Here is a 23,899-nt window from a genome sequence, read left to right on the forward strand (position 1 = left end):
AAGAAAGCAGCCGGACAACGCCATAGTTACAAAGGGTTCCATTTGCTTATTTCGACCATAGTTTTTCGAGATCAAATTTTATTTCCCAATAAGTTTCCTATCCTTAGTGAAGCAGTTAATGTAAGCACAGGATGCCAAACAGGATTGTATGATGGATGACCAGATCCTGATTATTGATGATGACGATCTCTGCCTCCCCGACGCACAGCAAGCGGGCTGGAAGGTGATGATTGTTGACGATGAGCCTGAAGTGCATCGCATCACCAAAATCACCTTGAACAAATTCGAGTTTGACAATCGCCCCATCGATTTTCTGCATGCCTATTCCGCGGCACAGGCCAAGGAGTTGCTGGCCACCACCCCGGACGTTGCTCTGTTGCTGCTGGATGTGGTGATGGAGGTCGACCACGCCGGCCTCGATGTCGTCAAATACGTCCGTGAAGATCTGCAAAACAAGATGGTACGCATCGTGTTGCGTACCGGCCAGCCCGGCCAGGCGCCGGAAGATGACGTGGTCACCAACTACGACATCAACGACTACAAGGATAAAACCGAGCTCACCTCCCAGAAGCTGCGCACCTTGCTGCGGGCCAGCCTGCGCTCATATCGGGATATTCGCACCCTGGAGAGTAACCGTCAGGGGCTGGAAAAAGTCATCGAAGCCTCCAAGGGGATCTTTGAGAAACGGGCGTTGCGCCAGTTTGTCGAAGGCGCTCAGGAGCAGCTCAGCGCCCTGCTCCATCTGGGGGAAACCCAGATATACGACGTCAAGCAATACGCCTATGAGGTGAAGGATCAAGTATTGGAGCCCCTGCTCCCCGGCCATCCCGCCATGCTCCTCACGGATGCGCCGGAGATCCTGCGCCAGGCTATGAGCAAGCGCAGCAACGTCTATAACGCCACCCAGATGGTGCTCTACTGCCAGAATCCGCGCCACCACCTGCTGTTCCACATCGAGACCACCCGCCAGCTCAGCCAGATCGATACCAGTCTGCTGACCCTGTTTACCGAAAACATCATAGTGGCGCTGGAGAATATCCGGCTCAATGAGGTGATCGCCGACAACCAGCGGGAGATCATCTATCGCATCGGCGAACTGGTCGAAACCCGTTCAAAAGAGTCAGGGCTGCACGTCAAACGGGTCGCGCTCTATACCGAACAGTTCTGCCACCTGATGGGCATGAGCGAAGAGCAGAGCGAGCTGGTGAAACGTGCCTCGCCGCTCCATGACATTGGCAAGGTGGGAATTCCTGATGCCATCTTGCACAAGCCGGGCAAGCTGACACCGGAGGAGTGGGAGATCATGAAAACCCACGCCCAGCTCGGGCAGGATATGCTCTCCGGCAGCGATTTGGCGCTGTTTCAGATTGGTGCCACCATCGCTGGCAATCACCATGAGAAGTGGAATGGCAGTGGCTATCCCCGCGGTCTGAAAGGGACGGATATTCCGCTGGAGGGGCGAATTGTGGCGCTGGCTGACGTGTTCGATGCCCTGGGTTCGGATCGCTGCTACAAGAAGGCGTGGCCGCTGGACAAGGTGCTGGCCCTGATTGAAGAGGAGAAGGGGCAGCATTTCGACCCCCAGCTGGTCGAGCTGATGATGGCCAATCTGGACAAGTTCCTCGAGATCCGCGAGCAGAACAAGGATGTCTATATCGGCGAACACTGATAGCCAGCTTGTTCTGTTTATGAACTAAAAAACCGCCCTGCTTATCAGGGCGGTTTTCTATATCTGGCATCACGTCACTTCAGAGCGAGAAGTACGAGGGTTACTGCTCTGGCAGATTGAGATCCAGCTTGGCAGCAGGTTGTCCAGCTTGCTGATTCTCGGCCTGTGCAGCGGCCAGAGCACGCTTCAGGGCACGCCGTTTTTGTATCACCACGAACCCGACCCCACCCAATACCGCCAGCAGCACACCACCGCCCGCCAATGCCCAGACCAGCCAGCCCATTTCCTCCTCTGCCGGAGCTTCATGGGTCGCCTCGGCGCTAGATACAGGAGCTGCGGCCGACACCACCTCTACAGGAGGCGGCGGTGGCGGGAAGACATTGAAGGTTTTCACCGGCAACTCGATTTTCAGCTCACGGCCGAGGCGAGTGGTGCCATAGAGGGTTGCTTTCACCTCATGCTGACCGACCTCCTTGATGTGGGAGAGATCGATATCAAGCTTGGGATCGCTGGCGGTCTCGCTGAACTCGTAGAGGCCGCCCACATTGCTGGTCACACTCCCCTTGACCACCACGGAGGCGGGATCCAGCTCATCACGGTCGATTAGCAGTGAGAGCTTGGCACCCAGCTCATCCGAAGGCGGCGACAAGTTATAGCTGAACGGATAGGGGTAAAGCAGTACATCCTGATAACGGGCACGGACAAACACCTGATTGCCCGTGCTGAAGATTGCGCGGTACTTGCCACCGGGAATATCCTGCAGCGTCACTTCCGCCGTCATGATGCCATCGCCTGGCACCTCATCTAGCCCCTTGCCATCATCGCGATAGTGGCCAAGTACTTGATCCAGCACGACCTCTTTCTTATCGGCATCGCTGAACGATTGCAGCTTGACGGTCATGCCAAGATCAGAGAGATAGTATTTATCTTTCGGCGGCTGACCATTGATCAGCAACCACGCCTTGAGCTTGACCACCTCCCCCTGATAGAGCTGCATCGGCAGGGCGGCGATATCGAGCCGGATATCGGAGAGAATGCGCACCCGGTTGTCGGGATCCACCTCGCCAATCGCCTGCCAGGGGCCCGGCATGGGATTGCGCAGGGTAATGAGATCATGCTCCGGCAGCGCCAGCCAACCCACATCGGCAGGTTTGACCTTGCCCACGTAAAGCTTGCTGCCATCGGGGCGAACCAGGATCACGGACGGGGTGCCCGGCTTGCGCTTGATAATGAAGGTGATCTCCTTCACGCCGTAATCGATGCGAAAGCGGTTATCCAGCAGCGGAATATCGGAAGGGGCAAATACCTCGGTCGCCGCCGCCCCCAGCGAGAGCAACAGCAGCAGACCGGCACACCACTTGCTCATTGCCGCCACAGACAACTTCCTCCCTTCTTCTGTACCAGATCCAGTCTCGCCTCGTGCAGGGCCTGAACCTCGGTGCTGGCACGCACCACCTTGAGGGCGGGTCGGTTGCTCTCTAACCGGCGAATACTGGTGTCCTGATTGCTTTCGTTTTCGTTGCTTTCGGTGGCCAGATTGAGTTTGGTCTGGCCGCCGGTCATCAGCAGGTAGACGTCCGCCAGGATCTCCGCATCGAGCAAAGCCCCGTGCAGGGTACGGTGGGAGTTGTCGATACCGTAACGATCGCACAGCACATCCAGGTTGTTGCGCTTGCCGGGGAAGAGATCACGCGCCATCGCCAGGGTATCTGTGATGGTGCAGATATCCGCCGTCTTGAAGTTGAGTCCGAGCTTGCTGAACTCGTAGTCCATGAAGCTCACGTCAAACGGTGCGTTGTGAGCGATCAGTTCGGCGCCGCGGATGAAGTCGAGGAATTCGTCGGCAATCTGGCTGAACGACGGTTTGTCACGCAGAAACTCGTCGGTGATACCGTGCACCTGGATCGCTTCCGGGTCGACCAGACGATCAGGCTTGATATAGACGTGATAGTGGTTACCGGTCAGCTTGCGGTTGATCACCTCCACACAGCCGATTTCGATAATGCGGTGCCCCAGATAGACAGGGCCGCCCGCCGTATTCATACCTGTGGTTTCAGTATCCAGAATGATCTGGCGATTCAGTTGGGGTGTGTTCATGATCCAATCTATGTCAAACTTCGGCTTTACTTACTCGCTAGTTTACCCCAAGCCTCATGTTAAAACAGATTGATTGCTCATGTTAAAACAGATTGATGTCTATACCGACGGCTCCTGCCTCGGCAATCCGGGCCCGGGTGGTTACGGGGCCGTCATGGTCTACGGCAAGCACCGCAAAGAGATTTCCGCCGGATTCAAGTTGACCACCAATAACCGGATGGAGCTGATGGCCGCCATCATGGGGCTGCGCACCCTCAACGAACCGTGCAAGGTACGCCTCACCACCGACAGCCAGTATGTCCGCCAGGGGATCACCCAGTGGATCATCGGCTGGAAGAAGAAAGGGTGGATGACCGCCAACCGGCAACCGGTCAAGAACGTCGATCTCTGGAAGGAGCTGGATGCGGAAGTGGGTCGCCACCAGATTGAGTGGCTCTGGGTGAAGGGTCACTCCGGCCATCCGGAGAACGAACGGTGCGACGAGCTGGCCAGAGAGGCCGCCTGTGGCAAGGATCTGGCCGAAGATACCGGCTACCAGCCCTGACGGGCCATTCCCGGTGTGGCGAGGGACTTTGGCAGTTGCCAGCGCCGCCGCACCGGGATCAATGGAAAGCGCCGTTTACGGGCCGCAATCACGTATACCGACGCAAATGCCCTGCAATAATCCCGCCCGATACTCTCCCGCCACCAACTGTGCCAGCTCTGTTTTCCCATAAACGAATAACCGAAACGCTCGTCGAACATCACCTCGCATCCCAGCAGATGCAACCAGTCCGTCACCCGCCCCGGGGTGAACATCCGTGCCGACCAGGGCATTCTGCGCCGCAAGAACGGCACACAGTGACCGATCCCGACCAGACTCATGGGGTTATAGCCACTGATGATCAGCCAGCCATCGTCGGTCAGCACCCTTTCGGCTTCGCGCAACACCTGATGAGGATCGGCAGAGAAATCGAGGCAGTGAGCCAGCAGGCAGGCATCGACGCTGCCGGTCCGCACTGGCAGATCGAGGGGATCGCCATACATGTCGAGCAATCGCCCGCCGGGGGCGACCCCGATCTGGTGACGAATGGAGGAGCGTTTGCAGGAGAGTTCAGCGCTCAGGGCGCCAATTTTCAGCAGATGATACCCAAACAGATTGGGGCACCAGTTGTCGAGCCGATCCTGGATCTCGGCCGCCACCCAGTCCCCCATAGGCAATGCAGACCAGCTGGTCGGGATCTCGATTTGTTGTTCGGTACGTGCCACCTGCATAATAGGGCTCAACTCGGGGTTTCGAACGCCATCCTGTTATATAAGATACCCTCCCTAAAGAGAAGCAGACTCATGTATCCAGTGATCACAGTTCCAGCCTTTAATGACAACTACATCTGGTTGATCCGCCACGAAAATCACTGTCTGGTGGTCGATCCGGGCGACGCAGGTCCCGTGCTGGAGCGGCTTGAGGCATTGGGGCTGGTGCTCGATGCCATCCTGCTGACCCATCACCATCACGACCATGTGGGGGGCGTCAGCACATTGCTCGAGCACTTCCCCCACGCGAGACTGTATGGCCCCAAACTTGACCCCATGCCGGATCACCACGGTCAGTGGCTGGAAGATGGCGATCAGATCAACTGGCACGGCCTCGCCCTCGAGGTGATCCATGTGCCCGGGCACACTCGCGGCCACATCGCCTACCACGGCAACGGCATGCTCTTTTGTGGCGATACCCTCTTCTCGGCCGGTTGTGGCCGCCTGTTTGAAGGGACGCCGGAGCAGATGTACCACTCGCTGCAACGACTCGCCGCCCTGCCCGATGAGACCCTCATTTATTGTGCCCACGAGTACACCCTCTCCAACCTGCGTTTTGCCTATGCGGTCGAGCCGGACAACCCGGCGATCCGCCGCCAGATCGGGCTGATCAGCAAACTGCGGCAACAAGGGCTGCCAAGTCTGCCAACCCGGCTGGGTGACGAACGCACTTTCAACATTTTTCTGCGATGCGAACAGGATTCAGTGAAATTTTCTGCTGAAAAGCACGGGCTAAAATGCGTGGAAAATCCGGTAGATACCTTCACCATCCTGCGTCAGTGGAAGGACGTTTTTTGAACAAACCTTGATCAGGGGGCCATTGCCCCTTATGATGCGAGCTGTTTTTCCTAAAAATGACCGGAACGAGATGAAGGTACGAACGGCCTTATTGGCAGCGCTGTTGCTCAGCGGCTGCCAAAACCTGAGCCATCAGGATGACCGGGCGCTAACGGCAATCGAGCCGATCAAGTCCCCCCAGGTCAAGAAAAAAGCGCATAAAAAACACTCTTCCCATTTCCTGTTTGGCGATGAACAGCTGGACGAAATGGAAGATACGGACAATCTGTGGGTGCGTATCAGCGATGATATGCAACTGGAAACTCCGGACAACCCGCGCATCCGCCAGCAACGTGAGTGGCTGTTGCGCAATGATAAGCATCTGGCGACCATTGCCAGCCGGGCTGAACCCTACCTCTATCTGATGGTAGAGGAGATTGAACGGCGTGAGCTGCCAATGGAGCTTATTACTGTCCCGATGATCGAGAGCATGTTTGATCCTCATGCCCGATCCCGCAGCAATGCCGTCGGACTCTGGCAGTTTGTGCCAGCGACAGGCAGAAACTTCGGTCTGCGCCACGACAACTGGTATGACGGACGGCGCGATGTGCTGGCCTCCACCAATGCGGCGCTCGACTATCTGGAGTACCTGAACCGCTTCTTTGACGGTGACTGGCTGCAAACGCTAGCCGCCTACAATGCCGGGGAAGGACGGGTTCGCAACGCCATCCAGCGTAACCAGCGCGCAGGCAAACCGACCGACTACTGGTCGCTCGATCTGCCCCGCGAAACCCGGATGTATGTGCCCAAGATCCTCGCCATGGCTGACATGATCAGCAATGCGGACAAGTACAATATCCAGTTGCCGGTGCTCGCCAACGAGCCGAAGCTGCGAGTGGTGGAGACCGGCAGCCAGATCGATCTGAACGTGGCCGCCCAACTGGCAGGTCTGCGCACCTCACAGCTCAAGGAGGTCAATCCGGCCCTGAGCCGTGGTGTGATGTCGCCCCGTGGCCCTTACCGCCTGCTGGTACCGGTAGAATATGCCGATACCCTGGAGCTGGCACTGGCCGATCTGCCCAAGAGCGAGCGTATTCGTACCCGCTCCTATCAGGTCACCAGTGGCGATACCCTGTCGCGCATCGCCCAGAATCATGGTGTCAGCGTGAACGAGCTGAAGCTGGCCAACAATCTGCGCAGCAACAACCTGCGTCGCGGTCAGCAACTGGTGATCCCGACCCACGGTCAGGTCAGCAGCAAGGCCAGCTCCGCCAGCAAACCGCAACAGCTGGCAAGCCGTGGCAGCAGCCAGAAGGCCAAAGTCAGTTACAAGGTGCGCTCGGGTGACAACCTGTGGAGCATCAGCCAGGCACACGGCGTCTCCCACGAAGAGCTCGCCAAGTGGAATGGTCTGAATGCCAAGTCGGCGCTCAAACCAGGCATGAAGCTGGTGGTCTATCCCAAGCAAGGGAAGAAGAGCGACAAATCGATGGTGTATCAGGTTCGCCGTGGCGACTCCATCTCCTCCATCGCGGCTCGCTTCCAGGTGGCCATCAACGATGTGATGCGCTGGAATCAGCTGGATAAAGGGGATTACCTCAAGCCCGGCCAAGAGCTGACCCTGTTTGTGAAGAACAACAGCTAAGCCTCACCGCTTGAACCCGATAAAAAACGGGGCCAGTCATCTGACTGGCCCCGTTTTTTATTACTGCGGCTAACCGCTGCTGTGTCTGAGCCACCGACTAAAACAATGGCTTGGCGCCGCCTGCGGATGCATCACCGCTCTGCAGGCAAAGCTATCACCGCTATTCCCAGAGACTTGTCGGCACCACCATCAGCACGGTGCGCTGGCCGATCGCCACATTGGCATTGGGGAAGACCACCGCCTCACGCGGCTTCTCGACCGTGTAGCGCAGCTCGCCATCCTCGGCCAGCACGAACCCTTGGGGGAATTCGGTGAAGTTGTCCACATCGCTGGCGAACAGGAAGCGAAAGTCCGCCGATTTTTTGGTGATCACCCGATCGATGGCAAACAGGGTGAAATCATCCGCCCGCCACGGCTCCAGCGCCACCTCATCCTGAGTGACCAGCTCCTGCAGCGCTTGGCGGGTTTCGATAAAGCGGGTCATATCGTTCTCGCCAAACGGGCGCACCTTGCCCAACTCCACCGTAAAGGCGTGGGCACCATGCTGGCGGGAGCTGTAGTAGCTGAAGGTCGTGGTCGGGCTGGCGGAGAGCAGAATAGTACGCACCCCGCAGGCGCCGAGGAACTGCACCTGCTCGCGGCAGTGGGGCCGCTCATGGGGAAAGGGGTAGACGGCAAACTTCTCGTGGCGCGAGCCGCGAATGGCGGTGTGCAGATCGTAGTGGTAGCGTGGACGAGCCGGATTGGCAAAGAAGCGGCTCACATACTGCTCGAGGCGCATGGCGCGGATCCGCTCCCGATTGCAGAGCCCCTCCCCCTTGCTGTGTGCTCCGGAGAAGAGCCGGTTCATGTTCTCCTCCACCTCCCGCAGCCCCAGATTCATCGCCGCCGGATTGCCAAACAGGAACAGCACCCGATGACGGGCGCTCAGCTCGCCTGAGAGCAGACGACTCAGCAGCTGGTTGCAGATCTCGATGGGAGCGGTCTCGTTGCCGTGAATACCGCAGGAGAGGACGATATCCTTGCGTCCTCCCGGCTGGCCGCCCGCGCCACTGGCAGGCTCCAGACAGAGCACGCCCGTATCCCAGACGCTGACCCACGCACCATCGGGCAGGGCAAATTCAAAGGGATCGAGCTGCCACTCATGGCTGCGGGTCATGGCCAAAAAATCGTGCTGGGGAATCATCCGTCTCACCCTCTCGCTCTGGAATACTATGGCCGGATTATACGCAAGGCATCGCGGCTTAAAATCGTTTTTTAAACAAATTCAAACATTAACGATACAAGTGTGATAACAATCGAACGATCACAGCAATGGCAGTAGCAATGTGGAATAAAGAGGATAGGAAAAAGGATCAACGTAAAGCGGGGGGAGATAAAACAGACAATGACAGACATGGCGGCCGGGCGCCACAGGGGCAGAACAGCAAACGACTCAGCAGAAAAACAAGGCATCCATGCCCGGCTGATCAACCACGCCAGAACGGCTTGGTGGTCTCTTGATAACGGTCAGCTTCGTTCAGGCCGATGTCTTTGAGCAGGTACTCGGGCAGTTCGGAGAGCTGGCGACGGCTGCGGCTGCGCTCCAGCCAGGTCAGAACGGTCATTTTAACGCGAGCAACCAGATTCAATTGGCTGGAATGCTGGTAACCGGCTTCGGTATAAGTCATGTTGGCCATGATGTGGCTCCTCTGAATATTTGTTTACGCACTGGGCTTTATTTGATGCGCAAAGCTTAGTCAGGGAGTCAGACCGACTCAATTGACGAATTTTGATACGTTACATTAGTAAATATAATGTCTAAAAACGGCAGGATTTAATTTTAATCCTTTGATTTTAAACAAATAATTATTTTTACGGTTGGCCAGCAGAGTCGCACAGCATATTGTGCTGCATGGCACCCATCTATATATGCATTTTACTGCTTTACATATGCAGGGATGGACAGGGTGTGAACAGCTGGCAACAGCGGAGTTACACGTGATTGTTAATTTAATGATCTTGTGGCGATCTTTATTTAACACCCTGAAACATAAATAAAACCATCACCACATCCCCATTCAGAGGCGCACATTGCCCCCTCCTCAAAGTGCCTCTTGGCACTCCAACCGCATGCTGGTATGTTTATTTATACAGTAGTTTTGCTACCCGCAGGAGATGTCATACCTGATGTCATCAACAGCGGGTCAGACCACAGGATCATCGATGGATACCTTTACACCGACCGCCGCCCTGCGTCAACAGATGGCCGCCATTGAAGCCTCTCTCAACCAGCTGGCCGATCTGCTTTGCCAGCTCGACCTGCAGGAGGCCCATGTCTATCCCCTCCCCCCGGTTGCACAGGGGGAAGAACACGACCCGATCGAGCAAATTGAGGTGGGCTATCTCAACGGTGAAGCCGCGCTGGCGGCCACCCTCGCCGCCTATCGGGATCACAGCGCCCGCCCCGGCTGCTCCACCAAGGCGACTCACCGGCTGCCCGGCTGGTTGCGCTTTCCTGCCGCCGCAGCCCCCTTGCTGCAACCGCTGATCGACCAAATCAACCAGCACAAGCTCGATTTCAAGGCGCTGGTGCAACAGGCGGGGGGACGGGACGAGAAGTTCGAGCTGGTACATACCGCCCTGCCCGGCGTGATCACCCTGCAGGTCTACCGCAAGCTGACCCTGTTGGCGGGGGAGCTGCAATCCCTCGGCTTTACCTGGGCCGACAAACAGACCATCAATCGCCTCAATCGCGAACAGGTACTAGAGATGCTGGAGCGCAGCCGCCGCTACATACCGACCCTCTCCAACAACGAGGAGTGGAGCAAGATGGTGGATCAGGAGGTGTACGACATTCGCCGTCTGCCCGCCGATGCCGAGCTGCGGATCCGCCGCCCGGTCAAGACTCACCCGATGATCAACCTGCTCTGGTTGGAGCGCACCCCGCGCAAGCAGCAGATCAAGGCGAGCCTGCCTCTGCTGCTCTGCTCGGATACCCCGCCTGCAGTCACCCATCTGGGCAACTATCCCCCCAAGAGCCGGCAGGCGCGGCGAGATCGCAAGATTGGCGGCGAGCCCATCATCGAGCGGCTGCACCTCTATCTCTATCAGGGGTGACTGGATCAGGGATAGCTGGTTCAGGGATAACTGCGCCGCCTTGCCGCGATAAACGAGTATCCCGCATCTGCGTCCCAAACGAGAAAAGGGAGAACATCTCTGGATGTTCTCCCCTTTTCTGTCTCGATAGGCGGTATGAAAGGTGGCGTCGCCAATCAGCCCATCAGCAGGGCCCGCAGGCTCTCCACATCCAGCCCGCGCACCTCGGACTGGCCGCTCAGCAGGCCATCGGCCAGCGCCCGCTTCTCGTCGTGCAGGGCGACGATCTTCTCCTCCACCGTCTGCTCGCACACCAGCCGGTAAACGGTCACCGGCTGGGTCTGGCCCATCCGGTGGGCCCGATCGCTCGCCTGATCTTCCACCGCCGGGTTCCACCAGGGATCGAGGTGCAGCACGGTATCGGCCTGGGTGAGGTTGAGGCCGGTCCCCCCTGCCTTGAGGCTGATGAGGAACAGCGGCACCGCCTCATGACGAAAACGCAGGATGGAGTCCTGACGGGATTTGGCGGAACAGCCCCCATCCAGATAGCAATAATCCCAGGATTTCTGCTCGATGCGGGCCCGCAACAGACTCAGCAGATCGACAAACTGGCTGAACACCAGCACCCGATGACCGCCGTCGATCGCCTCTTCCAGCAGGGCCATCGCCTCGTCCAGCTTGCTGCTGGTTTGCGACCACTCGGGCATCACCAGCTCCGGCGAGCAGCAGAGACGGCGCAGCCGGGTCAGGCCACTCAGCACATGCATCAGGGCGCGCCCATCGGCGCTCTGCACCTGCTGCACCACTTCCCGCCGGGTCGCCTCGTAGAGCTGGCGCTCCTCGGGGGAGAGGCTGATGTGGTGGATGATCTCGGTCTTGTCCGGCAGCTCGGTCAGCACCTGCTGCTTGAGACGACGCAGGATAAAGGGGCTGATCACCGCCCGCAGCAGCGCCATGTGCTGGGGATCCTTGACCGCCTTGCCAAAGCGACGCTTGAACTCGCCAAGGCTGCCGAGCAGCCCCGGGTTGATGAAGGTAAAGAGGCTCCACAGCTCCCCCAGATGATTCTCGATGGGGGTACCGGAGAGGGCGAGGCGAAAATCGCCGTCGAGCTGGAACAGCAGCTTGGCGCGCTGGGTACCGGCGTTTTTGATCTGCTGAGCCTCATCGAGCACCATGCTGGACCAGCGGCGGGACTTGAGCGCCTCCGCCAGGCTGCCGAGCATGCCGTAGTTGATGAGGATCACCTGACCGGCCTTGGCCTCGCGAATAATCCCCTCCCGCTCGGCCGGGTTCTCGAACACCACCACATCAAGCTCGGGGGCAAAACGGGTCACCTCCTCCTGCCAGTTGGTGACCACTGACTTGGGCACCACCACCAGCGCAGGGCCAAGGTGCTGGCGCATCCGCAGCACGATGAGCGCCTGCAGCGTCTTGCCCAGACCCATGTCATCGGCCAGACAGGCACCAAAACCGTGATGGGCCAGGGTCGCCATCCAGCGCACCCCCTCTTTCTGATAGTCCCGCAGGGAGGTAAGCAGCTCGTCCGGGCAATCGACCTCCTGCTGCCACTCCTGCTGAAGGGATTGCCACGCGGCATCCCCTTCGGTGGTAATGACCGAGAGCAGGCGAGTGAGCGGATAGGCCAGTTTGTTGTTGATGCGCTGCTCTTCATCGAGCATGGCCCCCAGCATGGTGAGCCGCTCCACCAGCTTGTCGCTCAGCATCAGGCTGGTCTTCTCGTCGAGCTGAACGGTGCGCTGCCCCGGGGTCATCTGACGCAGAATAAGGCGCAGGTCGAGGATCTGGTGCTCATCGAGGGCCAGTGCCCCTTCGACCTGGAACCAGTCCTGCCGCCGCTCGATGCGCAGGCTCAGAGCCGCTTCATCAAGGCTCTTGAGACGGGCGCTGTCCTGATGCCAGTGAATGACCACACCGGCATCCACCAGCTCGGGCAGGGCATTGACCAGCGCCAGCGCCTGCTCCCCCTGCAGTAGCCACTCGCTGCCGGGCAGGCCGATGGGCAATTGATTGCGCAGCAACTGGGCCTGCAGCTTCTCGGCCCCGAGATCCCGCTGCCAGTAGTGGTACGCCTTGATCCCCTGCCGCACGATCGCCTCCCCCTTGCCAAGGGGCTGGGGCGGCAGATCCTCAAAGCGAGTGACCAGCTTGACCGACAGCTGACCATCCTGCCAATCCAGTTGCACCGAAGGAATGCCCGGCCAGGGAGCCAGTTCGGCGTTGCCGCTAAGCCCCGCAACCTGACTGTGCCAGGGCAACTCGGGAATAGCGTCCAGGGTGCGTTGCAACTCGGCCAGCCCCTCGGCGGGCAACAGCGGGATGGATTCGAGCGCTGGCAAGCGGTCGAGCAGCGGCTGCGGAGTGAGGATCAGCTGCCACAGGTCCTGCGCCAGCGGCATGATATGGGCCCCGCGGGCGGCCGCATCGGGGCAGAGCTGCGCGCTCATCCCCTGTTCGGTAGCCACCACCTGCAGCAGGGGGGCACTGATGGCCAGTTGCAGCTTCTGCCCCTTGGCGTTGAACAAGCGGGGGTGATCGGCCAGCGGCGCCCAGACATCCCGCGGCAGTCGTCCCATCACCCGTGGCAGGGTGCGAACCAGTGCCCAGTCGTGCTCGTCGAGCATGGCGGCATATTGGGTGGAGAGCAGGGCCGGATCGACCCGGCGACCGGCGGTCCACTCCCCCTTGGTACTGAGTTTCTGGATCTTGCACTCCAGCTCGGGGCCGTCAGCATGGAGCAGCCACACCAACCGCTCCTGCGGCTTGCGTACGCCACTGGAGCGTCCCAGCCCCTGCAACCAGTTGAGCCAGCTGGCAGAGGCCGCGGTTTTATCCTCGTCCCCGTCATCATCCTGCTCGTCACTGCCCTCTTGCGCACTCTCCTCACTGCCGCGCAGTTGGCACAGGGGCGCCCCTTTGGCCGCCTCGCCCAACAAGATGCGCAGCAGATCCTGACAAAAGGCCATCAGGCGATGATGGGGCTCGGCATCGAGCAGATGGGAGAGATCCCACTTGTGCAACATGGCCACCTGCGGGCTCTGGGCACCGTGACGGGCCAGCGCGCAGAGATCGAGCCAGAGATAGCCCCAGTGGAGCTCCTCCACCGGCAGCTGCAAGGTATCGAACAAGCCGACCGCCTGACCGTGGCGATCGCCCGCCCACTGGCTGAGCAGGTCGGCAAGCAGGGGGAACTGGCCAGTCAGGCTGCGCTGCCACTTCTTGCGCTGTTCGCTGGCGATGACGGGATCGGCCTGCTGCAACCAGCCAAGCCAGAGCAGGGCGCTGAACGAACGGGGCCACTGGCCCGCTTCACCCTCATCGGTTGCCTGCCACTGGCCCAGCGCGGTGAGCAGTCGCTCACCAAGCGGGCCGCTCTGGTTCTGCTGGGCCAGCGCCTGCAGGGCTGGCCAGCCGGGGGCGGCATCCTTGTCCTCGCCGGTTGGCGATGTGCTCTCGCCATCCCCACAGAGCCAGCGCCACTCCACCTCGAACGCTTTGGCCCGGGCCTGCACCTCGGGGGCGCAGCGCACCAGCGCATTAGCCAGCGGCCAGCGCTCTTCATAGGGGGCATCAAGCAAGAGTTGCAGCGAGAAGTGCTCCAGCAACATTTGCTGCCAGGCGGGGCTGGAGCCCGCCAGCAACTGGTGAGCGTCCGGGGTATCTAGCAGGGTCAGCAGATCGCTGGCCGAGAAATAGGTGGGGATCTCCCCCGCCTTGCCGCGGCAGAGCTCGCGCACCACCGCATGGGTGAGATCCTGCCCGGTCAATGAGGGCACCCGGCTCCAGTCCGGCGCCGGGCAGAGACCGGCACGCACCCCCAGGATCAGCGCCAGCGTCCCCTCGGCGGTCAGGCTCCACTGCTGCTCCCCGCGTAATCTGACCAGCCCCGCATCCTGCAGTCGGGTCAGTTTATCGATCAGGGCATGGCCTATCGCCAGTTGTTCTTGCAGCAAACGGGTACTGGCAACGCGCTGCAATTGCAGGGTGGCGAGCAGGGCATAACTATCCGAAGAGAGGGTGGACGCAGACATCAAGACTCACGGGCAAGTGCAAAAGCGGAATTTTAACGGTAAAGCGCCAGCGGCTCGACCCTTTACCGTGAAATAACTCAAAAAAAAACGGCCATCCATGATGACCGTCGAAAGTAACGAAGGAAATAGCCGGATCATCCGGTTACCTCCCACAGCGGGAAAATCGGGAGCGCTAGCCCCTAATTCGTGGAGCCAATGCTAGAGGTTGGCGCCCGAAAAAGCTTTGAAGCGGATCACAGTTGAAAAGGATTTCTGAAAACGGTTTCAATTTTTAGCGGCAAAAAACCATGATTTCGCGCCAAATGAGCCATGTCCCAACCACTCCTGCTCACCCGGCACAAGCGGTAGAAAACCCTATAACGGTCGCTTGTCGTACGCCCCTGTGCGGGCAGCTGTCAGCTGTATAGCTTCATCAGAACCTGCCACCCCCAGGCTAGATTTCAGGGCAACCGGACATGGCCGAGATGGGCCAGGAGAGCACGAATCTGCTCCCTCCCCGTCCGGTAGCTTGGCAAACCGCGCTGCCGCCGTGGGCCTCGGCAATCGCCTTGACCACGGCGAGTCCAAGTCCGCTGCCGCCGCTCTTGCGCGAGCGTGACGGATCTCCCCGACGAAACGCATCGAAGATACAGGCGGCGATCTCCTCGCTGATGCCTGGCCCCTCATCTTCCACACTCAGGACGCACACACTCTCCGAGCGATACAGCCGCACGGTCAGCAGGCCCGGCAGCGCGTGCTTCTGGGCATTTTCCAACAGCGCCATCAGAGCCTGACGGATACGAAACAGATCGCAGCAAGCATGAAGTTCGCTATCGAGCTCCCGCTGCAACACAAATCCGCTCGCCGCCAGAGGGCTGGCAAATGCCTCAAGCACCACGGCAAGCTCGTCGGCCAGCCTGACCTCGGACCGCTGTAACTCCAGATGGCCGCTGTCGTTGAGGCTCAATACCCGCAAATCCTCGATCAGGTGATTGAGCCCCTCCACCTGACGCAGCAACCCCTCGAAGAGTTCGCTGCTGGGAGGAAATACCCCTTCGGCCAGCCCCTGCAAACGGCCGCGCAAAATGGTCACCGGAGTGCGCAACTCGTGGGCAATGGCGGCATTCCAGAACTCCCGCTCGCGGGTCATGCTCTGCAGCCGCTCGGCCATGGCGTTGAAGTCGCGCACCAGTTGCGCCGTCTCCCCGATCGCCTGCTCATCCTCCGGCACACGGGCATCGAGTTTGCCCTCGGCCACCTCGCGCAGGCTGGTTGCCACCGAGTTGAGGGGAGTCAGGATGCGGCGAGAGAGGCGCACCGCCACGTAAAGCGCCATCCCCAATGCAATGAGAATGGTGGAGCCGATCCATAACATCTCGACCCTGGAGGGCACCCAGGTCTCGGAGATGCTGCCCGGCACAAACGCCACGGCGATACCATAAAACACATAGGTGCCGATCACCGCGAGGGAGATGATACCAAGCGTCATCAAGCCCAGAGAGCGGATGATCTGCCTGCGAAGGCCGGGCGCCGATTTCATGCATCGCCCCCGAAGCGATAGCCAACCCCCCAGACACTGGCGGGGACCCCCTGAATGCCGTGTGTCTCCAGTTTTTTGCGCAACTTGCTGATGTGGCTATCCACCGTACGTTCCTGGGTATCCCCCTCCGGCAAGCAGTGAGTCAGCAGTTCGGCGCGGCTGAACGCCCGTTTCGGCGCCCGCATCAAAGAGGCGAGCAACTTGAACTCGGTCAGGGTCAGCTCCAGCATCTGCTGCTGGTCATCGCGGAAAATGCTGGCCTCGTGGCTCTCCAGATCGATCTGAAACTGACCGACCCGCAGCACATTCGCCGTGGCAGGCTTTACGGCTCGGGTGCGCCTGAGCACGGCCTGCACTCGCGCCACCACTTCGGCCGGATTGAAGGGTTTGACCACATAGTCATCCGCCCCCATGCGCAGCCCCATCAGCTTGTCGAGATCCTGATCGAGGGCGGTCAACATGATCACCGGCGTATCGCCGCGCGCCCGGATCTCGCTGAGCACCTGCCAGCCATCCAGTTGCGGCATCTGCACATCCAGCAGCAGGAGGTCGGGTTTGAATGCCTGATGCATGGCCAGCGCTTCACGGCCATCGGCGGCGTGCAGGGAGCGCAACCCATGACGTTGCAGGTAAGCGGCGAGGATGTCGGCGATCTCGGCTTCATCCTCTGCAATCAGTACCAGTGACTGGCCCGCCGGGCTGGCGGAAGCATTGAGATGGGACATAGTCGGACTCGAAAAAAGGTGGCGTTGAACTTTATCATCGCCTCCATGGATTCTCCACAAAGCCTCGAATCATTCGCAATAGCCCCTCGCCATAATGGCCGTTCGATGCACTCTCCGGTCACATCACACCGGAGAGAAGGTTTAACGAGGTGAGTGGATGATGTTTGTAAAACAGCGATATGCGGGCGCCCTGCTCGCCGTCATTGCCGCATTCGGGTTGGCGGGTTGCGATGTCGCGCCGCAAGAGCAGGAGGCACCCGCCCTGCCTCAGGTATCGGTGCTGACTCTGACTGGTCGGGAGCTTGTCATCAGCGAGGATCTGCCCGCCCGGGTGGCGGCACTGCGCAGCGCCGACATTCGCGCCCAGATTAGCGGCATCGTACAGCGCCGCCTGTTCGAGCAGGGCGCCGAGATCAGCGCAGGCACAGTGCTGTTCCAGATAAACCCGGCCCCCTTCAAGGCCGATGTCGACAGCGCCGCCGCCGCATTGCAACGGGCCGAGGCCGTGCTGGCTCGCGCCCGCATCCAGATTGACCGCCTGAAGCCGCTGCTGCGCACCGACGCCATCAGCCGCCAGACCTATGACGATGCGGTCTCCCAGCGGGATCAGGCGGCTGCCGATGTAGCCCAGGCCAAGGCGACCCTGGCCCGGCACCAACTGAACCTGCAATTTGCCAGCGTAGAGGCCCCCATCGCCGGACGTATCGATCAGGCGCTGGTGAGTGAAGGGGCCCTGGTGTCGCCAACCGATACCACCCCCATGGCCCGGATCCAGCAGATCGATCAGGTCTACGTCGATGTGCGCCAACCGGCCTCGGTGCTGGAATCCCTGCGCCAGCAGGCTGGCTCAACGGCACCGGAACTGGCGGTGGAGATCCTCGGTAGCAATGGCACACCGCTGGGCATGCAGGGGCGCATCCTCTTCTCCGGCATCGAGGTCGATGCCGGGACCGGCGATGTGCTGCTGCGGGTGCTGGTGGACAATCCCGAGAGGCGGCTGTTGCCCGGTCTCTACGTGCAGGCGCGCATTCCCCGTGCCCGCTATGCCAACGCCCTGACCGTGCCCCAGCAGGCAGTAGTGCGCACATCGGGTCAGACCAGCGTGTGGGTGGTGGATGGCCAGGGGCAGGCACAGCTGGTTCCGGTCAACACCGCTGAACTGGTGAATAGCCAGTACCGCATCGCATCCGGGCTCAGTGCCGGGCAACAGGTGGTGATCGAAGGGATCGATCGTCTGACCCCGGGAGTTCAGGTCATTGCCTCCCCCTGGCAACCACCCGCTGTCAGCCAACCGGCTGACGGTGGCATTCGCTGAATCGGAGAGTTATCCATGCCGCAGTTTTTTATCCATCGCCCGGTGTTTGCCTGGGTGATCGCCCTGTTCATCGTGCTGGCAGGGGTCATCGCCATCCCCAAGCTCCCCATCTCCCGCTATCCCTCGGTGGCGCCGGTGTCGGTGACCCTCTATGCCGCCTATCCGGGCGCCACACCGCAGACCCTGAACGATGCGGTGGTGAGCCTGATCGAGCGCGAGCTGTCGGGAGTGAAGAACCTGCTCTACTTCGAGTCTTCTGTGGACGCCTCGGGCAGCGCGCAGATCACCGCCACCTTCAAGCCGGGCACCGATCCGGAGCTTGCCCAGATGGACGTGCAAAACCGCATCAAGGCGGTCGAGCCTCGCTTGCCACAAGCGGTGCGGCAAACCGGCCTGCAGGTGGAGTCCGCCTCATCCGGCTTTCTGATGATGGTCGGCATGACCTCACCGGATGGCCGCTTCGATGAGGTTGCCCTCAACGACTACATGGCACGCAATATTGTGCAGGAGTTGCGCCGCATCGACGGGGTGGGACGAGTGCAGCTGTTCGGCGCCGAGCAGGCCATGCGCATCTGGGTAGATCCGGCCAAACTCGCCGCCTACGGGCTGACCATCAGCGAGGTGGCGCAGGCCATCGAGCAGCAGAACATCCAGATTGCCCCGGGGCGCCTCGGTGACGAACCCGCCCTGCCGGGGCAGCGCCTGACTGTTCCCCTCACGGTTCAAGGGCAGCTGACGACTCCCGAGGCGTTCGCCGCCATCGTGCTGCGAGCAGGTGGTGATGGCGCCAAGCTGGTGCTGGGTGATGTCGCCCGGGTCGAGCTGGGGGCGCAATCCTACGCCTTTTCCAACCGGGAGAACGGCGTGGCTGCCACCAGCGCCGCCATCCAGCTCTCCCCCGGCGCCAACGCCGTGCGTACCGCCGATGCGGTGCGCACCCGTCTCGCCCAGCTCGCCCCCACCCTGCCGGCGGGCATGGCCTATTCGATACCCTTTGACTCGGCCCCCTTCGTCAAGGTCTCCATCGAAAAGGTGATCCACACCCTGCTGGAAGCCATGGTGCTGGTATTTCTGGTGATGTTTCTCTTCCTGCAGAACCTGCGCTACACCCTGATCCCGGCCATCGTCGCCCCCATCGCCCTGCTTGGCACCTTCGCGGTGATGCTGCTGGCCGGTTTTTCGATCAACTCCCTCACCATGTTCGGCATGGTGCTGGCCATCGGCATCATAGTCGACGACGCCATCGTGGTGGTGGAGAACGTCGAGCGCCTGATGGCCACCCGGGGGCTGTCGCCCCGGGAGGCGACGTCGCAAGCCATGAAGGAGATCACCGGGGCGGTGATCGGCATCACCCTGGTGCTCACGGCGGTGTTCCTTCCCATGGCGTTTGGCAGCGGCTCGGTGGGGGTCATCTACCAGCAGTTCACCCTGTCGATGGCGGTGTCGATCCTCATTTCGGCCTTCCTCGCCCTGACCCTGACACCTGCGCTCTGCGCCACCTTGCTGCGTCCGGTCAGTCCGGATCATCATGAGAAACGCGGCTTCTTCGGTGCCTTCAACCGGGCTTTCGAGCGGTTCACGGCAGGCTACGGTGCGCGGGTAACCCGGCTGGTCGGGCGCAGCGGACGGATGATGGCAACCTTTGCCGCCCTCTGCGCTGTGCTAACCATCGCCGCCGCCCAGCTGCCCTCCTCTTTCCTGCCGGACGAGGATCAGGGCTACTTCATGACCTCCATCCAGCTGCCGACCGGCGCCACCAGCGAGCGTACTCTTGAGGTGGTCAAGGCCTTCGAGGCTCACGTCGCCTCTCGCGAGGCGCTGGACACCAACCTGGTGGTGCAGGGCTTCAGCTTCTCCGGCGCAGGTCCCAATGCCGCCATGGCCTTCACCATGCTCAAAGATTGGGATCAGCGTCATGGTGCCACGGCAGCCGAAGAGGCAGATCTGGCACAAGCGGCTATGGCAAATATTCCTGAAGGCACGGTAATGAGCCTGCTGCCGCCCGCCATCGACGAGCTGGGCACCGCCTCCGGCTTCACCCTGTTCCTGCAAGACAGAGCCAACCGGGGAGATGCCGCTCTGCTGGCCGCTCAGGCCCAACTGCTGGAACTGGCCGCCAAAAGCCAGGTTGTCAGTGATGTGTATCCCGACAATCTGCCTCCCGGCGAGAGCATTCACCTCGAGATCAACCGACAGAAGGCCGAAGCCATGGGACTCTCGTTCGCCAGAGTGAGCAGTACCCTGTCGGCCGCAATGGGGTCGCTCTACGTCAACGACTTCCCCAACGGCGGGCACATGCAGCAGGTCATTCTGCAGGCCGACGCGTCGGCGCGCATGCAGCTCGATGACGTGCTCGGCCTGCGGGTGCGCAATGCCAGCGGCGGCATGGTCCCCTTGCGGGAGGTGGTGACACCGGAATGGCGCGAATCGCCGCAACAGATGATGCGCTTCGATGGCTTCCCCGCCGTGCGTATTGCCGGGGGGGTAGCGCCCGGCATCTCCAGCGGAGCGGCGATGGCGGAGATGGAGCGTCTGGTGGCGCAATTGCCACCAGGCTTCGCATTGGCCTGGACGGGACAGTCGTTGCAAGAGCGCCAGTCGGCCGAGCAGGCACCCCTGCTGATGCTATTGTCGGCGCTGGTGGTCTTCCTGGTGCTGGCGGCACTCTACGAGAGCTGGTCGATCCCGCTCTCGGTGATGCTGGTGGTGCCGCTGGGCCTGCTCGGCGCTGTCGCGGCCGTGATGCTGCGCGGCATGCCCAACGACGTCTTCTTCAAGGTGGGCATGATCACCATCATCGGTCTGTCGGCCAAGAACGCCATCCTCATCGTAGAGTTTGCGCGCCAGTTGCACAGCGAAGGGCGCTCACTGCTTGATGCGGCTGTCACTGCTGCCCGCCTGCGCCTGCGCCCCATTCTGATGACGTCGCTGGCCTTCACCCTCGGGGTGGTGCCCTTGATGCTCGCCAGTGGCGCCAGCGCGGAGACCCAGCACGCCATCGGCACCGGCGTGTTTGGCGGCATGATCAGCGGCACCCTGCTGGCCATCTTCTTCGTACCGGTCTTTTTTGTCTTCATCATCGGGGCGCAGCAGCACCTGCACTCCTGGCAGACACGGCGAGCATCCAACAGCATTCATCCGGACCGATGACCACAGATACACAGGCGGCCGGATAGTCCCTCAACACATCACCAAAAGAAAAAGCCCAACCTGCTAAACAGGTTGGGCTTGGTATGTGGCGGAGAGACAGGGATTCGAACCCTGGGTGGCATTGCTGCCACAATTGATTTCGAGTCAATCCCGTTCGGCCACTCCGGCATCTCTCCGTGGGGAGAGATTTTTACCCAAGCTGGGCCGAGGATGCAATAAAAATTTCTTAGATATCAAATGGCTGAATCAGCTATCTGGGAGCAGGCTCACAATGCGGCGCGTGCTGTTCGCGTTGCCAGGCCACCCTGCATCCACCCGACATTAACCCGCTCGCACACCCGGCCATTATCCATATCGTAATATTCCCCCATTGCCATCAGGCGTCTCTTTTTCCTACTTAGCGCTCAAATTTATGGGTGATGCCTATTTTTGCAGGTTTCCTATGTATCCCTACATCATTGTGGGTGCGCGGCAAGCTGGTAATCATGGGCTGATTGAGGAACAATCGCGCCATCCTAGCGGCTATGTTGATGATGTCCCGCCCCGATTGAACTGATGGATCTTCTTATGCGATTGCCGAAACTCAAGCCCCTACCCTTAACGCCCGCCCTTTCCATGCTGCTGGCAGCCATCCTGCTCTGCGCCGCGCCGGCAGAGGCCAAACGCTACCCGTTGCCAGCTGCCGGGAGTCGCCTCATCGGTGAGCTGGAGGATTACATCATCCAGCAGAATGAACATCTGGAACTGGTTGGAAAAAATACGCAAATTGGATTTTTGGCGCTGCTTGAAGCAAATCCGGGTGTAGACCCCTATTTACCCAAGCCGGGAACCCGCTTGACGCTGCCCACCCAAATGCTGCTGCCTGATGTGCCGCGCGAGGGGATCGTCATCAATCTGCCCGAACTGCGTCTCTACTACTTCCCCAAAGGGAAGAGCGAGGTCATCGTGCTGCCCATCGGAATTGGCGATATCGGCCGCGAGACTCCGGAGATGACCACCACCGTCATCGAGAAGAATCCCAACCCGACCTGGGTGCCCGGCCCCATGGTGCGCAAATCCTGGCTGGAGCAAAAAGGGATCACCCTGCCCGCCGTGGTGCCCCCCGGCCCGGAGAATCCCCTTGGCAAGTTCGCCATGCGCCTTGGCTATGGCAAGCGCGACTACCTGATCCACGGCACCAACAAGGATTTTGGCGTTGGCCTGCGGGTAAGTGCAGGCTGCATCCGGCTGCGACCTGACGATATCGAGGCCCTGTTCAAGATTGTGCCGATCGGCACACCGGTGCGGGTCATCAATCAACCGGTCAAGGTAGCCATCGAACCGGATGGTCGGCGCTGGCTGGAGGTACACTCCCCGCTCTCTCGCACCGAAGAGGAGCTTGAAAATGGCGCCCCGCTGATGTTATCACCGGCCATAGAGAGCTTTATCAGCGCACCTGACGTGATGCAGGATGAGGTGACGGCGGCGCTGGAGAGCAAAAACGGCCTGCCCCGCCCCATCAGCAGCCAACTTGTCAGTGGCTAAGTCACCAGCGCCCGAGTCGCACCGGAGTCACCTTACCTCATGAAATACCTGCCTCTCATACTCATGGTGATCTGCCATCCCCTGTGGGCAAAAGACATCCTCTGGATGAACAATGGCGATCGTCTGACCGGTACCATCGAAGAGATAGGCGATGAGTCGGTACGCATCTCTTTGCCCTATACCGGTGCCGTTACCGTCAAGCGGGATGCCATCAAGCGCTGGCGACTAGAGCATCAGGATAAACCCAAGGCGACCGCCAAAGGTGGATTCACCCTGTTCAAGGATGAGCAGGATGAACGCAAGGCCTGGCTCTGGACCGGTAGTGGCGATCTCAACATCAAGCTCAAACACAAGGACAAGCACACCAACAACGTCAACTTCAAGGGCAAGACCGAGTTGGCCAATCTGGACTGGCGCTACAGCTTCTCCGGAGAGTACTCCTACGAAACGTCTGACAGCGTCACCGATAACCACGACTACAAACTGAACCCGACCATTGACTACTTTTTCGATCAGCAGTGGTTTGTGCGCAGCTCGCTCAATGCCGAATATGACATGCTGGAAAGCAACTACCTCAGCCTCGACTATGGTACCGGGCCGGGTTACCGCTTCTGGAACGAGAAGCGCCGTCGGCTGGAGTTCGTGGCGCAAGGGGGTCTGCGCAAGGCCTACTTCAGAGAAGAGAGCGGGATTGGGTTGCTCTTCAAAGGCAACCGGATCATCGACTACCCCTTTGCCAGCATGAACTGGGATTATCGCCAACCCATCCCGATATGGCGGGAAAAACTGGAGCTGTTCAGTCAGGGGCGCTATCTGCTCTATCTGGATCAACCCTCACCCTATATCACTCTGAATCGAGATGTGACCGGCAGCGTGGGCTTGCGCTACTACTTCAACGACCACCTGCGCCTCTCCTGGTCGAGCGAGATGGAGTGGGAAGATGGCGAAGTCCATTTCGTCGGTCTCGAGCAAAAGTACAAAGAGACCGAATTCAGGCACCTGCTCAATCTGGGCGCCAGTTTCTGAGTCAACTGCAAACAGAAAGAGGAGCCAAG

Annotated in this window: 17 protein-coding genes and 1 tRNA gene; 9 read left to right on the forward strand and 9 right to left on the reverse strand. The window is 60.1% G+C overall.

Annotation, left to right across the window (positions count from 1 at the left end):
* The first annotated feature begins 151 nt into the window (after positions 1–151).
* The gene (locus AB5Z05_RS19290; protein ID WP_368152833.1) at positions 152–1,669 is read left to right on the forward strand and encodes an HD domain-containing phosphohydrolase; all 1,518 of its coding nucleotides are present in this window, start codon (positions 152–154) and stop codon (positions 1,667–1,669) included.
* Between the two features lie 100 nt (positions 1,670–1,769).
* Here the strand turns inward: AB5Z05_RS19290 and AB5Z05_RS19295 are convergent, their stop codons facing one another.
* Together AB5Z05_RS19295 and dnaQ are read right to left on the reverse strand one after the other, a co-directional pair.
* Positions 1,770–3,035, reverse strand: a complete 1,266-nt coding sequence (locus AB5Z05_RS19295) for a TIGR03503 family protein (protein ID WP_368152814.1) — start codon at positions 3,033–3,035, stop codon at positions 1,770–1,772.
* On the reverse strand, positions 3,032–3,766 hold the full coding sequence (gene dnaQ, locus AB5Z05_RS19300) for a DNA polymerase III subunit epsilon (RefSeq protein WP_005337813.1): 735 nt from the start codon (positions 3,764–3,766) through the stop codon (positions 3,032–3,034). The genes AB5Z05_RS19295 and dnaQ overlap by 4 nt, the downstream gene beginning before the upstream one ends.
* Positions 3,767–3,845: 79 nt before the next feature.
* On the opposite strand from dnaQ, the gene rnhA reads away from it, so the two are divergent.
* Positions 3,846–4,310 (forward strand): ribonuclease HI, encoded by a 465-nt coding sequence (gene rnhA / locus AB5Z05_RS19305; protein WP_005353268.1) that lies wholly within the window; start codon positions 3,846–3,848, stop codon positions 4,308–4,310.
* Here the strand turns inward: rnhA and AB5Z05_RS19310 are convergent.
* Entirely contained in the window at positions 4,298–5,020 is a 723-nt protein-coding gene (locus tag AB5Z05_RS19310; protein ID WP_005361718.1) for a methyltransferase domain-containing protein, read from the reverse strand. The two genes, rnhA and AB5Z05_RS19310, sit on opposite strands and share 13 nt — an antisense overlap.
* 72 nt (positions 5,021–5,092) lie before the next feature.
* Here AB5Z05_RS19310 and gloB point away from each other — a divergent pair, with 72 nt between their 5' ends.
* Together gloB and AB5Z05_RS19320 are read left to right on the forward strand one after the other, a co-directional pair.
* The gene (gene gloB / locus AB5Z05_RS19315) at positions 5,093–5,857 is read left to right on the forward strand and encodes a hydroxyacylglutathione hydrolase (protein ID WP_236292354.1); all 765 of its coding nucleotides are present in this window, start codon (positions 5,093–5,095) and stop codon (positions 5,855–5,857) included.
* A 70-nt stretch (positions 5,858–5,927) separates the two neighbouring features.
* Complete coding sequence (locus AB5Z05_RS19320) at positions 5,928–7,481, forward strand: LysM peptidoglycan-binding domain-containing protein (protein ID WP_005361719.1); 1,554 nt, start codon at positions 5,928–5,930, stop codon at positions 7,479–7,481.
* A gap of 160 nt (positions 7,482–7,641) precedes the next feature.
* Here AB5Z05_RS19320 and astE read toward each other — a convergent pair whose 3' ends face one another.
* Together astE and AB5Z05_RS19330 are read right to left on the reverse strand one after the other, a co-directional pair.
* Positions 7,642–8,667: a succinylglutamate desuccinylase gene (gene astE, locus AB5Z05_RS19325; RefSeq protein WP_368152815.1), complete on the reverse strand. Its 1,026-nt coding sequence runs from the start codon at positions 8,665–8,667 to the stop codon at positions 7,642–7,644.
* A 283-nt stretch (positions 8,668–8,950) separates the two neighbouring features.
* On the reverse strand, positions 8,951–9,160 hold the full coding sequence (locus AB5Z05_RS19330; RefSeq protein WP_113739172.1) for a DUF1127 domain-containing protein: 210 nt from the start codon (positions 9,158–9,160) through the stop codon (positions 8,951–8,953).
* Positions 9,161–9,686: 526 nt separating this feature from the next.
* On the opposite strand from AB5Z05_RS19330, the gene AB5Z05_RS19335 reads away from it, so the two are divergent.
* Entirely contained in the window at positions 9,687–10,580 is an 894-nt protein-coding gene (locus AB5Z05_RS19335; protein ID WP_368152816.1) for a DNA replication terminus site-binding protein, read from the forward strand.
* A 155-nt stretch (positions 10,581–10,735) separates the two neighbouring features.
* On the opposite strand, the gene AB5Z05_RS19340 is transcribed toward AB5Z05_RS19335, so the two are convergent.
* From AB5Z05_RS19340 to AB5Z05_RS19350, 3 genes are all read right to left on the reverse strand, one after another.
* Positions 10,736–14,611 carry an SNF2-related protein gene (locus tag AB5Z05_RS19340; RefSeq protein ID WP_368152817.1) on the reverse strand — a complete coding sequence of 1,292 codons (3,876 nt, stop codon included), beginning with the start codon at positions 14,609–14,611 and terminating at the stop codon, positions 10,736–10,738.
* A 433-nt stretch (positions 14,612–15,044) separates the two neighbouring features.
* Positions 15,045–16,130 (reverse strand): ATP-binding protein, encoded by a 1,086-nt coding sequence (locus AB5Z05_RS19345; protein ID WP_368152818.1) that lies wholly within the window; start codon positions 16,128–16,130, stop codon positions 15,045–15,047.
* Positions 16,127–16,855 (reverse strand): response regulator, encoded by a 729-nt coding sequence (locus tag AB5Z05_RS19350; protein WP_323917453.1) that lies wholly within the window; start codon positions 16,853–16,855, stop codon positions 16,127–16,129. Before AB5Z05_RS19350 ends, AB5Z05_RS19345 begins: the two co-directional genes overlap by 4 nt.
* Positions 16,856–17,012: 157 nt before the next feature.
* On the opposite strand from AB5Z05_RS19350, the gene AB5Z05_RS19355 reads away from it, so the two are divergent.
* Positions 17,013–18,170 (forward strand): efflux RND transporter periplasmic adaptor subunit, encoded by a 1,158-nt coding sequence (locus AB5Z05_RS19355; protein WP_106842633.1) that lies wholly within the window; start codon positions 17,013–17,015, stop codon positions 18,168–18,170.
* A gap of 15 nt (positions 18,171–18,185) precedes the next feature.
* Positions 18,186–21,320, forward strand: coding sequence for a multidrug efflux RND transporter permease subunit (locus AB5Z05_RS19360; RefSeq protein WP_368152819.1), 3,135 nt, complete (start codon positions 18,186–18,188; stop codon positions 21,318–21,320).
* Positions 21,321–21,406: 86 nt separating this feature from the next.
* On the opposite strand, the gene AB5Z05_RS19365 is transcribed toward AB5Z05_RS19360, so the two are convergent.
* Positions 21,407–21,496: transfer RNA gene (locus AB5Z05_RS19365), tRNA-Ser, on the reverse strand.
* A gap of 439 nt (positions 21,497–21,935) precedes the next feature.
* Between AB5Z05_RS19365 and AB5Z05_RS19370 the strand changes: the two genes are divergently transcribed.
* Both AB5Z05_RS19370 and AB5Z05_RS19375 read left to right on the forward strand, forming a co-directional pair.
* Positions 21,936–22,844: a L,D-transpeptidase family protein gene (locus tag AB5Z05_RS19370; protein ID WP_216949325.1), complete on the forward strand. Its 909-nt coding sequence runs from the start codon at positions 21,936–21,938 to the stop codon at positions 22,842–22,844.
* Between the two features lie 39 nt (positions 22,845–22,883).
* Positions 22,884–23,870 (forward strand): DUF481 domain-containing protein, encoded by a 987-nt coding sequence (locus AB5Z05_RS19375; protein ID WP_058055848.1) that lies wholly within the window; start codon positions 22,884–22,886, stop codon positions 23,868–23,870.
* Positions 23,871–23,899 lie beyond the last annotated feature (29 nt).

This window comes from Aeromonas sp. R2-4, assembly GCF_040908365.1.
Lineage (GTDB): Bacteria > Pseudomonadota > Gammaproteobacteria > Enterobacterales > Aeromonadaceae > Aeromonas > Aeromonas veronii.

Coding starts and splice junctions, on each gene's coding strand:
- AB5Z05_RS19290 (WP_368152833.1), top strand. CDS start 152: ATGGATGACCAGATCCTGATTATTGATGATGACGATCTCTGCCTCCCC.
- AB5Z05_RS19295 (WP_368152814.1), bottom strand. CDS start 3,035: ATGAGCAAGTGGTGTGCCGGTCTGCTGCTGTTGCTCTCGCTGGGGGCG.
- dnaQ (WP_005337813.1), bottom strand. CDS start 3,766: ATGAACACACCCCAACTGAATCGCCAGATCATTCTGGATACTGAAACC.
- rnhA (WP_005353268.1), top strand. CDS start 3,846: ATGTTAAAACAGATTGATGTCTATACCGACGGCTCCTGCCTCGGCAAT.
- AB5Z05_RS19310 (WP_005361718.1), bottom strand. CDS start 5,020: ATGCAGGTGGCACGTACCGAACAACAAATCGAGATCCCGACCAGCTGG.
- gloB (WP_236292354.1), top strand. CDS start 5,093: ATGTATCCAGTGATCACAGTTCCAGCCTTTAATGACAACTACATCTGG.
- AB5Z05_RS19320 (WP_005361719.1), top strand. CDS start 5,928: ATGAAGGTACGAACGGCCTTATTGGCAGCGCTGTTGCTCAGCGGCTGC.
- astE (WP_368152815.1), bottom strand. CDS start 8,667: ATGATTCCCCAGCACGATTTTTTGGCCATGACCCGCAGCCATGAGTGG.
- AB5Z05_RS19330 (WP_113739172.1), bottom strand. CDS start 9,160: ATGGCCAACATGACTTATACCGAAGCCGGTTACCAGCATTCCAGCCAA.
- AB5Z05_RS19335 (WP_368152816.1), top strand. CDS start 9,687: ATGGATACCTTTACACCGACCGCCGCCCTGCGTCAACAGATGGCCGCC.
- AB5Z05_RS19340 (WP_368152817.1), bottom strand. CDS start 14,611: ATGTCTGCGTCCACCCTCTCTTCGGATAGTTATGCCCTGCTCGCCACC.
- AB5Z05_RS19345 (WP_368152818.1), bottom strand. CDS start 16,130: ATGAAATCGGCGCCCGGCCTTCGCAGGCAGATCATCCGCTCTCTGGGC.
- AB5Z05_RS19350 (WP_323917453.1), bottom strand. CDS start 16,855: ATGTCCCATCTCAATGCTTCCGCCAGCCCGGCGGGCCAGTCACTGGTA.
- AB5Z05_RS19355 (WP_106842633.1), top strand. CDS start 17,013: ATGATGTTTGTAAAACAGCGATATGCGGGCGCCCTGCTCGCCGTCATT.
- AB5Z05_RS19360 (WP_368152819.1), top strand. CDS start 18,186: ATGCCGCAGTTTTTTATCCATCGCCCGGTGTTTGCCTGGGTGATCGCC.
- AB5Z05_RS19370 (WP_216949325.1), top strand. CDS start 21,936: ATGCTGCTGGCAGCCATCCTGCTCTGCGCCGCGCCGGCAGAGGCCAAA.
- AB5Z05_RS19375 (WP_058055848.1), top strand. CDS start 22,884: ATGAAATACCTGCCTCTCATACTCATGGTGATCTGCCATCCCCTGTGG.